This window comes from Thermus caldilimi, from assembly GCF_004684245.1.
In the GTDB taxonomy this organism is placed as follows: domain Bacteria; phylum Deinococcota; class Deinococci; order Deinococcales; family Thermaceae; genus Thermus; species Thermus caldilimi.
On sequence record NZ_CP038452.1, the window covers coordinates 1,907,439 to 1,923,098 of the forward strand.

General features: G+C 65.3%; 14 protein-coding genes and 1 pseudogene. 5 read left to right on the forward strand and 10 right to left on the reverse strand.

Annotation, left to right across the window (positions count from 1 at the left end; all coding sequences use genetic code 11):
- Positions 1-19: 19 nt before the first annotated feature.
- From recF to EBI04_RS10045, 8 genes are all read right to left on the reverse strand, one after another.
- Positions 20-1,042: a DNA replication/repair protein RecF gene (gene recF, locus EBI04_RS10010; protein WP_135257340.1), complete on the reverse strand. Its 1,023-nt coding sequence runs from the start codon at positions 1,040-1,042 to the stop codon at positions 20-22.
- The gene (locus EBI04_RS10015) at positions 1,043-2,215 is read right to left on the reverse strand and encodes an MFS transporter (protein WP_135257341.1); all 1,173 of its coding nucleotides are present in this window, start codon (positions 2,213-2,215) and stop codon (positions 1,043-1,045) included.
- A gap of 10 nt (positions 2,216-2,225) precedes the next feature.
- Positions 2,226-3,017: a phosphate ABC transporter ATP-binding protein PstB gene (pstB, locus tag EBI04_RS10020; RefSeq protein WP_135257342.1), complete on the reverse strand. Its 792-nt coding sequence runs from the start codon at positions 3,015-3,017 to the stop codon at positions 2,226-2,228.
- Positions 3,018-3,887, reverse strand: a complete 870-nt coding sequence (gene pstA, locus EBI04_RS10025) for a phosphate ABC transporter permease PstA (RefSeq protein WP_135257343.1) — start codon at positions 3,885-3,887, stop codon at positions 3,018-3,020.
- Positions 3,887-4,834: a phosphate ABC transporter permease subunit PstC gene (pstC, locus tag EBI04_RS10030; RefSeq protein ID WP_240695282.1), complete on the reverse strand. Its 948-nt coding sequence runs from the start codon at positions 4,832-4,834 to the stop codon at positions 3,887-3,889. The genes pstA and pstC overlap by 1 nt, the downstream gene beginning before the upstream one ends.
- 64 nt (positions 4,835-4,898) lie before the next feature.
- Entirely contained in the window at positions 4,899-5,978 is a 1,080-nt protein-coding gene (gene pstS, locus EBI04_RS10035) for a phosphate ABC transporter substrate-binding protein PstS (RefSeq protein WP_135257345.1), read from the reverse strand.
- 35 nt (positions 5,979-6,013) lie between these two features.
- A complete protein-coding gene (mnmA, locus tag EBI04_RS10040; protein WP_135257346.1) occupies positions 6,014-7,135 on the reverse strand; it encodes a tRNA 2-thiouridine(34) synthase MnmA in 1,122 nt (373 codons plus the stop codon).
- Positions 7,132-8,016, reverse strand: coding sequence for a DUF1385 domain-containing protein (locus EBI04_RS10045; protein WP_167481940.1), 885 nt, complete (start codon positions 8,014-8,016; stop codon positions 7,132-7,134). Before EBI04_RS10045 ends, mnmA begins: the two co-directional genes overlap by 4 nt.
- 39 nt (positions 8,017-8,055) lie before the next feature.
- Here EBI04_RS10045 and EBI04_RS10050 point away from each other — a divergent pair, with 39 nt between their 5' ends.
- Positions 8,056-9,453, forward strand: coding sequence for a leucyl aminopeptidase (locus EBI04_RS10050; RefSeq protein ID WP_135257348.1), 1,398 nt, complete (start codon positions 8,056-8,058; stop codon positions 9,451-9,453).
- A gap of 46 nt (positions 9,454-9,499) precedes the next feature.
- On the opposite strand, the gene EBI04_RS10055 is transcribed toward EBI04_RS10050, so the two are convergent.
- Complete coding sequence (locus EBI04_RS10055) at positions 9,500-9,943, reverse strand: Fur family transcriptional regulator (protein ID WP_015716054.1); 444 nt, start codon at positions 9,941-9,943, stop codon at positions 9,500-9,502.
- A gap of 210 nt (positions 9,944-10,153) precedes the next feature.
- On the opposite strand from EBI04_RS10055, the gene EBI04_RS10060 reads away from it, so the two are divergent.
- Both EBI04_RS10060 and EBI04_RS10065 read left to right on the forward strand, forming a co-directional pair.
- The gene (locus EBI04_RS10060; RefSeq protein WP_206202032.1) at positions 10,154-10,417 is read left to right on the forward strand and encodes an FtsB family cell division protein; all 264 of its coding nucleotides are present in this window, start codon (positions 10,154-10,156) and stop codon (positions 10,415-10,417) included.
- Positions 10,414-10,671, forward strand: a complete 258-nt coding sequence (locus EBI04_RS10065; protein WP_015716056.1) for a hypothetical protein — start codon at positions 10,414-10,416, stop codon at positions 10,669-10,671. The genes EBI04_RS10060 and EBI04_RS10065 overlap by 4 nt, the downstream gene beginning before the upstream one ends.
- Here EBI04_RS10065 and EBI04_RS10070 read toward each other — a convergent pair.
- Positions 10,668-11,525, reverse strand: coding sequence for a LysR family transcriptional regulator (locus tag EBI04_RS10070; protein ID WP_135257350.1), 858 nt, complete (start codon positions 11,523-11,525; stop codon positions 10,668-10,670). The two genes, EBI04_RS10065 and EBI04_RS10070, sit on opposite strands and share 4 nt — an antisense overlap.
- A gap of 111 nt (positions 11,526-11,636) precedes the next feature.
- Between EBI04_RS10070 and aceE the strand changes: the two are divergent.
- Positions 11,637-14,362: pseudogene (gene aceE, locus EBI04_RS10075) on the forward strand (pyruvate dehydrogenase (acetyl-transferring), homodimeric type).
- 20 nt (positions 14,363-14,382) lie between these two features.
- Positions 14,383-15,639: a 2-oxo acid dehydrogenase subunit E2 gene (locus tag EBI04_RS10080; protein ID WP_135257351.1), complete on the forward strand. Its 1,257-nt coding sequence runs from the start codon at positions 14,383-14,385 to the stop codon at positions 15,637-15,639.
- The last annotated feature ends 21 nt before the right edge of the window (positions 15,640-15,660 follow it).

A 15,660-nucleotide genomic window follows, 5' to 3' on the forward strand; every position in this document is an offset into this window, starting at 1 on the left:
GCCCACCCTCCCGGGAGGGTCAGCATAGGACCACCCCTCCTTCCACCCAGCATACCGGTACCCCCTCCGGGGCCCAAAGCCCCGCCAGAATGGCCTGGGGTAGGGTGCGGGTATAGGCCAGAACCGCCTGCCGTTTGCCCTCGTCCAGCTCCTCGCTCCACTCGTCCACCAGGAGAAGGGGGGCTTCCCCATGGTGCTCAGAGAGCAGGCGGTGCTCGGCCAGGCGCAGGGCCAAGGCCAACCCTTTGGCTTCCCCCCGGCTTCCAAAGCGGTGGACCGGCCGTCCTGAGAGCAGGAAGACCAGGTCGTCGCGGTGAGGGCCCACCAGGGTCTGCCCCCGGGTCAGTTCCTCCTCCCTCCGGGCCCTTAGGGCCTCGAGGAAGTCCCCTGGCGCGGTTTCCTCCAGACGAAGCCCCACCTCCCCCGGGGCCAGGCCCCGGTGAACGGATTGGAGTATGGGCAAGAACCGCTTTAAGAAGCGCCTTCTGAGGGCCATGATTTCCATGCCGTAACGGGCCAGCTCCTGATCCCATACGGAAAGCCCGTTTCCCCCGGCTTTCAAAAGGGCGTTACGCTGGCGCAGGACTTTTTCGTAGGCGGAGAGGAGGGTGGCGTAGCGTCGGGAGAAGCGCCCGATCAGGCGGTCTAGAAAGGCCCGCCTCTCCTCCCGGCTTCCCAGCACCACCTCCACATCCTCAGGCAGGACCAGAACCGAGCCCGGAAGCTCGTGTAGGGCCCTTACGCTCACCGCCTTCTCGTTCAGCACGATCTCCCTTCCCTCCGGCCTCAGCCGTTGCTCGATCCGGTATAGACCCAGCTCGCTTTCCACCTCCGCCTGCAGCCAGGCTTCCTCCTCCCCGAAGCGGATCAGATCCGCCAAGGAGGCCCGGACCTCGCCTCCAAGGGCCAGGTGGATGCCGAGGAGGAGGCTGGTCTTCCCCTGGGCGTTCCCTCCCACCAGGGCGAAAAGGCCCTGAGGGGGCTGGAAGGCCGAAAAGGCCAGGTTGCGGAAGTTCCTCTGGCGGAAGACGAGGAGCCGCATCTAGATCCTTGCCTGGCGGAAGAGGAAGGGAAGGGTGAGGAGGGCCATGAGGAGGAGGGTAGCCCCTAGGAGGTAGGGGGCCTCGGGGGATAGCCGGTAGAGGCCAGTACCCAGAACAGGCCCGAGCATCCTACCCAGGGCCTGGGCGGAGGCGTTCAAGCCCGCCACCAGGCCCTGTTCCCCTTCCCCCACGGCCAGGGAGAGGGCGGCGGTAACCCCCGGCCCCGCCAGGGCTGCCCCCGCCCCCTGCAGGGCCAGGCCCAAGGCCAAGAGGGGGAAACCTTTGGCCAAAACCAAAAGGAGAAAGCCCAGGATGCCCACGGGTAGCCCGAGGAGGAGGAGGGTTCGGGGCGGCCAGGAGAAGCGCCGAACCAGGAAACCCTGGATGAAGACCGCCACAAATCCGTAAAGCACCAGGGCAAGCCCCACGCTCCTGGCGGTTTCCACCCCCGAGAGCCCAAGGCGGTCTTGGAAGTAGAAGGCGATGGTCTGCTCGAGGGCTACCCCGGAGAGGTTTAGGGAAAACCCCAGGAGGAGGAGGGGAAAAACCCGTCCATCCCAAGGGGAAATCCGCCCTGCCTCCTGAGCTCCCTGGGGCCTGGATTCCGGCAGGACCAGGGCCACAAAGAGGGCGTTGAGGAGGGCGATGCCGGAGGAGAAGAACACCGGGGCCAGGAGGCCAAGCCATGCGGCCAGCCCCGCCCCCAAGGCAGGCCCCAGGATGACCGCCAGGCCAAAGGCCGCCCCCAGGAGGGCCATGCCCGCGGTGCGGTTTTCCCGCCCCGTGATGTCCGCCACGTAGGCCTGGGCGGTGGGTAGGGTGGCGGAGCTGAAAGCCCCACCTAGGAGCCGGGCCAGGAGAAGGAGGGGAAAGAGGAGGCCCGCGGGAACCAGACCCCTTTGGCCCAAGAGGGCAAAGAGGCCAAAGAGGAGGAAACTCACGGCAAAGCCCAGGATGCCCAGGAGGAGGATGGGCTTCCTGCCCTTCTCGCTCAGCCTCCCCCAGACGGGGGAAAGGAGGAACTGCATGAGGGCGTAGCCGGTGGAAAAAAGGCCCACTTGGACCTCGGTGAGTCCCAGCTCCCGGCCCAAAGGTCCCAGGATGGGGAAGAGGATGGAAAGCCCCAGGATGCTGTTGAAAAGGGTCAGGAAAAGGAGGCCTACAGGGGACATGCCCTAGAGTTTATCCGAAACGGCCGGTGATGTAGGCCTCGGTGCGAGGATCCTTGGGTTTGGTGAAGAGGGTTTCCGTGGGGCCGAACTCCACCATCTCCCCGTTGAGGAAGAAGGCGGTGTAGTCGGAAACCCGGGCTGCCTGTTGCATGTTGTGGGTCACGATGACGATGGTTACCTGCTCCTTCAGGGAGAGGAGAAGGTCCTCTATGGCCTGGGTGGAGATGGGATCCAGGCTGGCGGTGGGCTCGTCCATAAGCAGGACCTCCGGCTCCACCGCTAGGGCCCGGGCGATGGTGAGGCGTTGTTGCTGTCCTCCGGAGAGACCGCTCGCCGGGGTGCGCAGGCGATCCTTGACCTCGTCCCACAGGGCAGCGCCCCGCAGGGCCCTTTCCACCGCCTCGTCCAGGCGGCGCTTGTCCCTTATGCCCACCAGCTTGAGCCCCGCCGCTACGTTGTCGTAGATGGACATGGTGGGGAAGGCCGTGGGTTTTTGGAAGACCATCCCCACCCGCCGCCGTACCAGCACCGGGTCCACCCCGGGGGCATAGATGTTTTCCCCGTCCAGGAGGACCTCGCCCTCTACCCGGGCAATGGGGGTAAGGTCGTGCATGCGGTTTAGGGCCCTCAGGAAGGTGGTCTTCCCACACCCAGAAGGACCGATGAGGGCGGTGATCCGGTGGCGGTAGATGGGGAGGTTTACCCCGCCCCCGACCCCCACACCCACCCGGTTTCCGTAGCGGACTACTAGCCCTTTGGATTCCATGTGGGTGCCCACGGTTTCCTTGGTTTTCGGTAGCATCTAGAACCTCCTCCTCGAGGCCCACCGAGCCAGCAGGCTCGTCAGGGTGATGAGCCCAAAGAGCACCAGCCCCGCAGCCCAGGCCTGGCGGTGCCAGTCCTCGTAGGGGCTGATGGCAAAGGCGAAAAGCCGCAGGGGAAGGGTGTCCATGGGCTTAAGAGGGTTTAGCTCCAAGAGGGGACTGCCAAAGGCGGTGAAGAGGAGGGGTGCTGCTTCCCCTGCCGCCCGGGCGAAGGCCAGAAGAACCCCCGTGATGAGCCCGGCCCGGGCCGTGGGCAGGACCAAGGAAAGGATTACCCGCCAGCGGGGAAGCCCCAGGGCCAGGCCGGCTTCACGGATCTCCTTGGGGACCAGGCTGAGCACCCCCTCGGTGCTCCGGGCCAGGATGGGGATCATGAGGAAGCCCAAGGCAAAGGCCCCCGACAGGCCCGAAAACCCTCCCATGGGCTTTACGATGAGGATGAAGGCCAAAAGCCCAAAGAGGATGGCGGGCATGCCGTTTAAGGTGTCGGAGAGGAGGCGGAGGTACGGGTTCACCGGGTGGTCGGGATACTCTGCCAGGAGGATCCCGGCGGCCAGGCCCAAGGGCAAGGCGATGAGAAGTCCCAGCCCGTCCACGATCAAGGTACCCACGATGGCTTGCCTGAGCCCCCCTCCGGTTTCGCCGGGGGGCCGCATGTCCTTAAGAAAGAAATCCAGGTTAAGGGCGCCTGCTCCTTGGCTTAAGGCGTAGGCCAGCACCAAAAGCAGGATGAGGAAGGCAAGCCCCGTACCCAGGCCCACCAGGGCCATCATGAAGCGCTCCTTGCGGTAGCGGGCTCTAAGGGCCAGGTTTTTTTCCAGGCTCCTCAGGTTGCCGGTAGGAAGCATCACAGCACCCCCTTGACCAGGCGCTCCTGGCGCCGGAGGATGTAGGCGGCTGCGAAGTTCACCGCCATGGAAACCCAGAAGAGAAGGAAGCCCACGGCGATCAAGGCGGAAAGGTGCAGGTCCTCCACGGCCTCGGTGAACTCGTTGGCGATCACGCTGGGCATGGTGGCTGCCCCGCCAAAGAGAGTGTAGGGGAGCTTGTGGGAGTTGCCGATGACCATGGTGACCGCCATGGTTTCCCCCACGGCCCGGGCCAGGGCCAAAAAGGCCCCGGCGATGATCCCGCCCCGGGCTAAAGGAAGGATGGCCATGCGCATCACTTCCCAGCGGGTAGCCCCCAAGGCGTAGGCGGCCTCCCGATGCTCCTTGGGCACCAGGGCGATGGCATCCCGGGCTAAGGCGGCAGTGTAGGGGACAATCATGGAGGCTAAGATTAAAACGGCGGTCATCAGCCCGTATCCCGTGGGCACCCCCAGGATGGGCACCAACCAGGGCGCATGCTCCGCCGCCCACATGTAGAGGGGAAGCTGTACCTGATCCCGGATCCAGGGGGCCAAAACGAAGATGCCCCAAAGCCCGTAGACCACGCTGGGCACTGCGGCCATGAGGTCCAGAAGAAAGTTGATCACCTGGGCGAGCCACCTGGGGGCGTACTCGGCGGCGAAGATGGCTGCGGCCAGGGCGGGGAAAAAGGAGAGCAAAAGAGCGGAGAGGCTCACGATCACCGTGCCCAAGATGTACGGCCAGGCCCCGAAGGACTTCTGGATCACAGGGTCCCACTCCCTACCCAGGGCAAACCCCAAAAGCCCAAAGCGCTTCAGGGCCAGGCTTCCCCCCTGGTAGAGCTCGTAGGCCATAAGCAGGGCCAAGGCCGCCACGCCCAGGGCCAGGAGAAGGAGAGCCCAGGCAAAGATCCGGTCGCCGAAATGGGTGTACAGCCGCTTCATGGGCAACCCCTTTTCAAGATAAGGGGTGGCCCGGGAAAAGGCCACCCCTGGGGCAAGGGTGTTTCTAGCGCCCCGTGATCTCTTTGCCGATGGGCTTGCCCTGGTAGGTGACCCGGGAGAGGAGGGCCAGGGCCCGCTGTTGGGGCACGGAGGCCAGGGCCCCGTAGGTGAGGGGCTCGTTGTACTTCTGTCCGTCGGTGAGGATCCACTTCACGAACTCCACCAGGGCCCTGGCCTCCGCCTCGCTCTTCACCGCCTTGTTGGCGGAGAGATCCTCGTAAAGGAGGAGGTAGGTGAAGCTGGCGATGGGATAACCGCCAGGCTCGGAGGTGTCGGTGATGGAAACCCGCATATCCCCAGGAAGGGGCACGTTGGCGGCAGCCTTGATGCTGGGGAGGTCTGCCAGGATGAACCGCCCCGCCTTGTTCCGCACGGCCCCATAGCTCAGGTTGTTCTGCTTGGCGTAGGTGACCTCCACATAGCCTATGGCCCCAGGAGTCTGTTTGACCACCCCAGCCACGCCCTCGTTGCCCTTGCCTCCCACGCCCACGGGCCACTGGACGCTGGTGCCCCGCCCCACCTTGCTGGCCCACTCGGGGGAAACCTTGGAAAGGTAGTCCACCCAGACGTAGGTGGTGCCAGAGCCGTCGGAGCGGTGCACCACGGTGATGGGCAGGGGAGGAAGCTTCACGTTGGGGTTGAGCTCCTGCAGAGCAGGGTCATTCCAGGTCTTGATCTTGCCCAGGTAGATGTCCGCCAGGACGGGTCCCGTGAAGCGCAAGGGTTCCCGCACCCCCGGAAGGTTATAGACCGGGACCACCGCCCCCAGGGCATACCCGATGTTGAGGGCGTTGGTCTTGAAGCGGGTGCGTACATCCTTCATGACCTCGTCGCTCAGGGGGGCGTCGCTGGCGCCAAAGTGGACCGTCTGCTCCAGGAACTGCCGGATACCCCCGCCGGAGCCGATGGACTGGTAGTTGATGCGCACCTTGCCCCCGGTGAGCCGGGTGTACTCGTCCCCGTACTTGGCCATCAGGGGGTAGGGGAAGGTGGCCCCTGCCCCCACCAGGGTGATGGTGTTTTGTGCCCATGCCGAAGCCGCTAGTGCCAACGCACCCAAAACTGTTGCCATTAGCCGTCGCATCCTAAACCTCCCACCCGCACTTTGGCAGCCCTTTGTCAGGAGAAGGTCAAGGCGTTCGCTTGGGGCTTCCCCTCGAGGCCCGCCAGGTTGTAAAGCCCCAGGCGGATCACCGCGCCCCCCAAAAGCCTCTCCCCCTGGTAGAACACAGCGCTCTGCCCCGGGGCCACGGCGAAGACCGGGGTGGCAAAGCGAAGGCGCAAAGGGCTTAAGGACTCCACCCTGGCCCTTACGGGAGGGGTGCGGTAGCGTACCTGGACCTCCACCTCCTCAGGAAGCTCGGCCAGGAGGTTGGCTTCCTCCCCCTCCAGCCCAAGCCAAAGGGTGGCCTCCCTTGGCCCCACGTAGACCACGTTGGCCTTGGGGTCCAACCCCACCACGTACCGCTCCAGGTGGGGCTTGGACAGGCCGAGGCCCTTTCGCTGGCCGATGGTGTAGAGGCTTGCTCCTTGGTGTTCCCCCACCACCTCCCCGGTGAGAGCGTCCACCAGGGGACCGGGGCGGACCTTGAGCCTTTCCCTAAGGAACTCCTTCAGGTCCCCGGCCACGAAGCAGAGGTTCTGGCTTTCCGGCTTCCTGGCGGTGGGAAGCCCGGCCCTTTCCGCCAGGGCCCGCACCTCAGCCTTGGTCATCCCCCCTACGGGGAAGAGGAGGTGGGGAAGGACCCCCTTAGGAGTTCCCCAGAGGAAGTAGCTCTGGTCCTTCAGGGGGTCTATTCCCCGAAGAAGGCTTTCCCCCTCCCGGCGCACGTAGTGGCCGGTAGCCACATGGTCCAGGCCCAGGCGCCTTGCCTGCTTGAGGAGGGCGCCGAACTTCACGAAGGTGTTGCAGCGGGCGCAGGGGTTGGGGGTGCGGCCTTGGGCGTAGTCCTTCAGGAAGGGTTGGATGATCTCCTCCTCAAAGGTCTCCCGGTAGTCCAAGAGATAGAAGGGGATATCTAGGATCTCCGCCACCCTGCGGGCCTCGTAGGCGGCCTCGGGGGTGCAACAGCTTTCCCAGGCCCGTCCCTTATGGGGGATATCCAGGGTAGGCCTTGGGGGCTCCTCGGGCCAGAAGCGCATCATGGCCCCCACCACCTCGTACCCCGCCTCCTTCAGCAGGTAGGCGGAGACGGAGGAGTCCACGCCCCCGGACATGGCTACCAGAACCTTCTTGCTCATGCCACCACCCGTTCGCCCAGGGCGGCCTCCGTGCTCCTTATGGCCACCTCCGCCATCTCCGGGGTGGGCTCGGCCACGGTGAGGGCCTGGAAGCGGAAGCCCAACTCCCTCAAGAACAGGGAAACGGGATCGTTGTGCCGGGCGGAGAAGTAGAGGAGCTCAAAGGCCAGGGCCGCCACCACCGGCAGGAAGAGGACCCGGGCCAGTAGCCGCCACCAGAGCACCTCCGGGGCGGGGATGAGGCTGTAGACCAGGATGGAGACCACGATGACGAAGGCGAGGAAGGTGGTGCCGCAGCGCGGGTGGAAGCGGGGCTGGGTCATGACGTTTTCCACGGTGAGGGGAAGCCCCTTTTCCACGGCGTGGATGGCCTTGTGCTCGGCGCCGTGGTACATGAAGAAGCGCTGGATGTCGGGCATGCGGCCGATGAAGAGCAGATAGCTCACCAGGAGCCCCACCTTAATGAGGCCCGCTAGGAGGTTATAGAGGAGGGGAAGGCGGGCGGGGTCCACTAGAAGGCCGGAAAGGAAGCCGGGAAGCACGATGAAAAGCGCAATGCCGATGAGGAGGCTCACCGCCACCGTGCCCCACAGGGCCCCCTTGGGCATTTCCTCTTCGCCTCCCACCAGCTCGGCGCTTCGGGCCAGGGCCCGGTAGCTTATGGAAAGGGCATCCCAGAGGGCCACCACCCCCCGGATCAGGGGGAGCTTGGCCCAGGGGTAGCGCTGGCTTAGGGCGGGTTCCTCGTGGCGCTCCACGTGGATTTGGCCGTTGGGAAGGCGGACCGCTAGGGCCCAGGCCCAGGGAGCCTTCATCATCACCCCCTCGAGGGCCGCCGAACCCCCCAGGGCCACCTGCTTGGCGAGCAAAAGAAGCCGCATCCCTCCCATTCTGCCACGGGGGCGTGGTATCTTCCAGGCGTGATCACCTTGCATGCTTTAGAGGCCACGTGGGCGGAGGGGAAGGCTCCTTTGAAGGTGGTGTGGGTTAAGAAGGGGGAGCTTACCCCTCAAGGGGAGGTCTTGGACGCCTGGCTAGGAGGGGTTCTAAGGCAGGCCATGGCCCAGGCGGGGTTCAAGGGGGAGGCGGGGGAGAACCTCTTGCTTTCCACCCTGGAGGGGCATTTCCTCCTCTTCGGCCTGGACGAGGATCCCCGGGCCACGGGGGGAAGGTTGGCCCAGGCTCTTTCCAAGCTTTCCTTCCCCGAGGTGTTGGTGGAGACCCTCGAGGCCTACCCCCTGGCGGAAGGGATTCTCTTGGGGGCGTACCGCTTTGACCGCTATAAGGGCTCCAGGGAGGAAAAGCCCGTGGCCATCCAGCTTTCCGGGGCCAGACCGGAGGAGCTGGAGAGGGCCCAGAAGGTGGCGGAAGGGGTCTTTTGGGCCCGGGATCTGGTGAACGAGCCTCCCAACGTCCTCACCCCGGAGGCCCTGGCGGAGGCGGCCCTTTCCCTTAAGGCCTTCGGGGTAGAGGTGGAGGTGTTGGACGAGGAGGCCATCCAGGCTTTGGGCATGGGAGCTTTCCTGGCGGTGGCCCAGGGGTCGGAGAACCCGCCCCGTTTCATCGCTCTGCGCTACACTCCCGAGGGCGCTCGGGAGAGGCTGGACCTGGTGGGCAAGGGGCTCACCTTTGACTCCGGGGGCTATTCCCTCAAGCCCACGGAGGGTATGGCCACCATGAAGGGGGACATGGCCGGGGGAGCCGCGGTCCTGGGGGCCATCAAGAGCGCCGCCCTCTTGGGCCTTCCCGTGGAGATCCGGGGCTACATCGCCGCCTGCGAGAACATGGTTTCGGGCCGGGCCTACCGGCTTGGGGATGTGCTCAAGACCCTTTCCGGGAAGACGGTGGAGGTGATGAACACCGACGCTGAAGGAAGGCTCACCCTGGCGGATGCCCTGGCCTATGCGGAACGCCAGGGGGCCAAGCGGATCCTGGAGCTTTCCACCCTCACGGGCTCGGCGGTGGTGGCCCTGGGGGAGGAGGTGGCCGCCCTGTTCGCCACCGAGGAAACCTGGGGAAAGCGGGTGGAGGAGGCGGCGAAGATGGCGGGGGAGAAGGTCTGGCCCCTACCCCTGGAGAAGGCCTACCGGGAGAAGCTGAAAAGCCCCGTGGCCGATCTTAAGAACGTGGGGGACCGGAACGGCGGGGCCATCACCGCGGCCCTTTTCCTGGCGGAGTTCGTTTCGGTGCCTTTGGTGCACCTGGATATCGCCGGGCCGGCCTTTGCCAAAAAGGCCCATGCCCTGGGTCCTGAGGGGGGCACGGGGTTTGGGGTGAGGACGGTTCTAAAAGTGGCCCAAGGGCTGAGCGAAGGTTAAAAAAGCCCCACCCTGCCTCCGGGCAGGGTGGGAGCCCATAGAACCCTTACTCCTGGCAGTTGGGGCAAAGCCCCCGAAACTCTAGCCGGAAGTTCTCCAGAGCCCAGCCAGACTTCTCGGCGGCGGCCTTTTGCGCCTGGGAGAGGTCCAGCTCCGGCAGGTTCTTCAAGAGGAGGTCCTCCACCTTACCGCAGGAGGTGCAGACCAGGTGCACGTGGGGCTCGTTGTAGCCGTCGTAGCGGGTCAGGCCCTTGGGGTCGCGGAACTCGTAGATGAGGCCGTGTTCCCGCAGGACGTGGAGGTTCAGGTATACGGTGGAAAGGCCGATGTCGTAGCCCCGCTTCTTGAGGCCGTTGTAGAGCTCCTCGGGGGTGGGGTGGACGTTCTTGCGATCCAGGTAGCTTAGGATTCGCTCCCGGGGCAGGGTGTGCCTGAGCCCCACCGCCTTTAGCCGCGCCCGGTAGTTCTCCTTTTCCCTCATCCTTGGCATGGCTCCTCCTTCCTTTCAGTTCCAGTATACACGGGCCATGTGCAAATGCAACACCCAAATTGGGTAAAAGGTGGTATAGACTTTCCCTCTCCTTTTGGGAAGGGTTTTTCTCAGAGAGTCCTCCCCAGGTTTAGGTAAAGTTCCAGGTTCTTCCATTATGCCATACCCTTCTCCAAGGCCACGGGTTGTCCACGGTATAATGGACCCATCTTGGACCGGCCCATCTACCGCATCCTGCACCTGGCCTTCGCCCTAGGTTTGGCCCATGCCCTTTTCCTTTTGGGGCAGGAGGGGGTCAGGGCGTACGAGCTCGCCCAGGAGCGGGCCAGGCTGGAGGAAGTCCTGCGCCAGGCGGAGGCCCGGGTGGCCCGCCTCGAGGCCGAGGTGAGGGCGGTCCAGGATCCCGCTTACCTGGAGGCCCTGGTGCGCCGGTTGGGTTTTGTGCGGCAAGAGGAGATACTAAGGAGGCGATGAGGGAAGACCCGGCGGCACTCTTTCTGGAGGATGAGGCCCTCACCGACGGCCTCACCGATGAGGAAGCGGAAACCCTTCTTTCCTGGCTTTTGGACCTGGCGCGGGAGGCCAGCCCCTCCCAGCTGGCCCATCTGAGAAGGCTGGGGCACGAGATCACCCGCCTTTCCCGCGACTACGGCCTGCCGGTGGAGGAGCTTATCGGCCTGGTGGAGCTGGCCTGGGGGGAGGCGGATGCCCCTGGCCTGCAGGCCTAGAAGACCAGGGCTTGGAGGAGTTCCCGCACCTCCAGAAGCCTGGGGGGTGGGGGAGTGAGGCGGTAGATGAGGGAGACCTGTAAGGCGGCTTCTTCTTCCAGGGGCTTGAGCACCACCCCGGGATGGGGAAAGACCCGGTAGGGGGCCAGGGTCAGGTAGACCCCTACCCCGGCGGCCACCAGGCTCACCGCCTGGGAAAACCGGGCCACCTCCCGGGCCACCCGGGGCGTGAAACCCGCCCGGCGGAACACCTCCATGAAGGCCTCGTAAAGGGGGGGCAGGGTTTCCTTGGGGAGGAGGAGGAAGGGCTCCTCCTTGAGGGCCTTAAGGGGGACCCGTTCCCTCGAGGCCAGGGAATGCCCCTCGGGCAGGGCCACCACGATGGGCACCTGGAGGAGGGGTTCGTGGCCGATCATGGGGTCCTCCACCCGAAGCCCCGCCAGGCCGTAGTCCAGCTGGCCTTCCTTGAGGGCCTTTACTTGCTCAGGGGTGTGCATCTCCAGGATTTCCACCGGCTGGCCCAAGCCCCGGCGCAGGTGGTCCAGAAGGGGCATGAGGTCGGGAAGGAGGTTTTCCGGAACCCCGAAGCGGAGTTCTTCCCGATTGGCACGCCGCACCCGGGCCTTTAGGGCCTCCACCTCCTGCAAAAGTTGTCGGCCCTCCCGCACCAGCACCTCCCCCGCCGGGGTGAGGCGGAAGGGCCTACGTTCCAGGAGCTTCACCCCGAGTTCCTGCTCCAGGGTCTGGATCTGCTGGGAAAGGGCGGGCTGGGAGAGGTAGGCCTTTTCCGCCGCCCGGTGGAAGTTCTTCTCCTCGGCCAGAAGAAGGAATAGCCGCAGGCGGCGCAGGTCCATGATAGGATCAGCTTATCAGCAAGCCCCAGGCTTTTCTATTGGACAAAGGTCCTCCCCCATCCCAGACTGGGAAGGGGAGTCGGTGTAGTGTAGTTTTCGTAAAGGGGGAGGATGAAGGTGGTGAACGCGGATGCGCTGAGGAAGGCCTTAGAGGCCCTTTCCCCAGAGGAACTGGCCCGGTTCAGGGAGGAGGAAAACCGGGAGTGGCGGGAGTCCTTGGAGTACGTGCTCCGGGTGGAAGGCTTCGCCAGGGTGGAGGAGCTTTTGCGCCTTCTGGACGAGTTCCTTTACCTACAGGGCTTCTCCCCGCAAAACCGCCTCTCCACCCCCTACCTGAACACCATCCCTAAGGAACAGGAACCCCCTTATCCCGGGAACCTCGAGCTGGAGAGGCGCATCGTCAACATCCTCCGCTGGAACGTGGCCATGATGGTCACCCGCGCCAACAAGAAGGCGGAGGGGATCGGGGGACATATCTCCACCTACGCCTCCATCGCTGAGCTTTACGAGGTGGGGTTCAACCACTTCTTCCGCGGGCCCGAGGCGGGGTTGGACCGGGACCTGGTTTTCTTCCAAGGCCACTCCTCCCCCGGCATCTACGCCCGGGCTTTTCTGGAGGGAAGGCTAAGCGAGGCGGACCTGGAGAACTTCCGCCGGGAGGTGCACCCTCCGGTGCCGGAAGGCCGGGGCCTTTCCAGCTACCCCCACCCCTGGCTCATGCCGGGCTTCTGGGAGTTTCCCACGGTGTCCATGGGCCTGGGCCCCATCCAGGCCATCTACCAGGCCCGCTTCATGCGCTACCTGGAGGACCGGGGCCTGAAGCCCAAAAGCAGCGCCAAGGTCTGGGCCTTCCTGGGGGACGGGGAGCACGACGAGCCCGAGACCGTGGGGGCCTTGCACCTGGCAGCCCGGGAAAACCTGGATAACCTCGTCTTCGTGGTGAACGCCAACCTGCAACGCCTGGACGGGCCGGTGCGGGGCAACTCCAAGATCATCCAGGAGCTGGAAAGGCTCTATAGGGGTGCGGGCTGGCGGGTGATCAAGATCGTCTGGGGCTCCGCCTGGGACCGGCTTTTGGCCAAGGATAAGGAGGGCCACCTTCTTAGGCGGTTTGAGGCCCTGGTGGACGGGGAGAGCCAGCGCTACGCCGCCTTCGGGGCCAAGGAGCTACGGGAGCGCTTCTTCAACACCCCCGAGCTCAAGCGGCTCATCGAGGGCATGAGCGACGAGGAGCTGGATGAGCTCACCCGAAGCCGGGGTGGGCACGACCTGGTGAAGATCCATGCCGCCTACAAGGCGGCGGTGGAGCACAGGGGAAGCCCCGTGGTCATCCTGGCCCGCACCATCAAGGGCTACGGCATGGGACCCACGGCCATGGCCAAGAACGTGGCCCACCAGGTGAAGAAGCTCACCGAGGAGGACCTGAAGGAGGCCCGGGCCTTCTTGGGCATTCCCATCCCGGAGGAGAAGCTCGCCGAGCTCCCCTATTACCATCCTGGGCCGGACTCCCCCGAGGTGAGGTACCTCCTGGAGCGAAGGCAAGCCCTGGGGGCTTTGTCCCTGAGCGGCGGGTGCGGTTTACCGGGGGCCTGGAGGTGCCCGGGGAGGAGTTCTTCCAGGAGTTCTACGAGGGCTCTGGGGGACGGGAGATCTCCACCACCATGGCCTTCGTGCGCATCCTGGCCAAGCTTCTCCGGCACCCCAAGATCGGCAAGCTCATCGTCCCCATCGTGCCCGACGAGGCCCGCACCTTCGGCATGGAGGCCCTCATCGCCCAGGTGGGGGTCTACTCCCCCCAGGGGCAGCTCTACATCCCCGTGGACGCCGGCACCCTCACCGCCTACAAGGAGAGCCGGGAAGGGCAGATCCTGGAGGAAGGCATCACCGAGGCCGGGGCCATGGCGGACTTCATCGCCGCCGGTACCGCCTACGCCCACTGGGGCATCCCCACCATCCCCTTCCTCATCACCTATTCCATGTTCGGCCTCCAGCGCATCGGGGACCTGGTCTGGGCGGCGGCCGACCAGCGCACCCGGGGCTTCCTCCTTGGGGCCACCGCCGGGCGGACCACCCTGGAAGGGGAGGGTTTGCAGCACCAGGACGGGCAGAGCCACATCTACGCCCTGGCCGCCCCCAACCTCCTGGCCTACGACCCCGCTTTTGCCTACGAGTTCGCCGTGATCCTCGAGGACGGCCTCAGACGCATGTACGCCAAGGGGGAGGATGTCTTCTACTACATCACCATTGAGAACGAGAACTACCCCCACCCCCCCATGCCCGAGCCCAGGGAGAAGGTGAAGGAGGGGATTCTCAAGGGCCTTTACCTCTTCCGTCCGGGGGAGGGGGAGGGCCCCAGGGTGCAGCTTCTGGGTTCGGGGCCCATCCTGCCCCAGGCGGTGAAGGCCCAGGAGCTCCTTCAGGGCTACGGGGTGGTGGCGGATGTGTGGAGCGCCACCAGCTACAAGGCCCTCTACATGGACGCCATAGAGGCGGAAAGGGAACGGAGGCTTTTGGGGAAGGCCCGCAAGCCCTATGTGGCCGAGGCCTTGGAGGACCACCAGGGCCCCGTGGTGGCCGCCACCGACTACCTCAAGGCCCTGCCCAACCTCATACGAGGGTATCTGGACCGGCCCTTCTGCGCCCTGGGCACGGACGGCTTTGGCCGCTCGGATACCCGGGAGGCCCTCAGGGACTTCTTTGAGGTGGATGCCCGGCACATCGCCTACGCGGCCCTCGCCCTTTTGGCCGAGGAGGGCAAGGTGCCGGCCAAGACCCTGGCCAAGGCCCGGAAGGAGCTTGGGCTCGAGCTTTTGGAAACCCCGCCCCACAGGAGGTAAGGGGTATTCTGGAGGGCAAGATGGAGCTGAAGCTTCCCGAACTGGGCGATAACGTGAGCGCCGCCACGGTGGTGGGGGTGCTGGTAAAGGAGGGGGACCGGGTGGCCCCGGGGGACCCCCTTTTGGAACTGGAAACCGATAAGGCGGTGATGGAGGTCCCCGCTGAGGCGGGGGGGGTGGTGAAGCGGGTTCTGGTGAAGGTGGGGGAGGAGGTGCGCCCCGGGCAGCCCTTCCTGGAGTTGGAGGCTGGGGAGGCAGAGGTTCCCTCGCTCCAGGAGGTGCCCCCTCCACCCAGGGAGGAGAAGGTCCAGGCAGCGCCTCCTTCAGGAACCCCCAGCCCTTCGCCAGCCCCGGCAGGGCAGGAGGAAGGCCGGCTCATCCCGGCTGCTCCCTCGGTGCGGCGCCTGGCCCGGGAGCTGGGGGTGGACATCCGCCAGGTGAGGGGTACAGGCCTTGCGGGGCGCATCACCGCCGAAGATGTGAGGCGGGCCGCAGGCCAGGTTCCCCCTTCCCTGCCGGCGGAGGCCATAAGCCCCCTCCCGGCCCCCAAGCTCCCCGATTTCAGCCGCTGGGGCCCGGTGCGCACCGAGCCCATGAGCGGGGTGCGCAAGGCCACCTCGAGGGCCATGGCCCAGGCCTGGGCCCAGGTGCCCATGGTCACCCACTTCGACGAGGCAGACATCACCGAGCTGGAGGGTTTAAGAAAGCGCTACGCCAAGCGGGCGGAGGAAAGGGGCTTTAGGCTCACCCTCACCGCTTTCCTTCTCAAGGCCCTGGCCTTGACCCTGAAGGCCTTTCCCAAGTTCAACGCCTCCATCGATGCGGAAAAGGGAGAGATCATCTACAAGGATTACGTGCACATCGGAGTGGCGGTGGACACCCCCCATGGCCTTCTGGTACCGGTGATCCGGAATGTGGACCAAAAGGGGGTTCTGCGCCTGGCCAAGGAGCTTCAGGAGATCTCCGAACGGGCCCGGGAGCGGAAGCTCACCCCGGAGGAGATGCAGGGGGGCACCTTCAGCCTCTCCAACCTGGGGGGGATCGGTGGCACCGGTTTCACCCCCATCGTCAACTGGCCGGAGGTGGCCATCCTCGGGGTTTCCCGTTCCCAGATGAAGCCGGTGTGGGACCCGGAGAAGGAAGCCTTCCAGCCCCGGCTCATCATGCCCTACGGCCTCACCTACGATCACCGGCTTATAGACGGGGCCGAGGCCGCCCGCTTCTGCCGCCATCTGGCCCAGCTTCTGGAGGATCCTTTAGGCCTGGCCTTGGAATAGGGGCTGCCCGGCCCCGGGTTC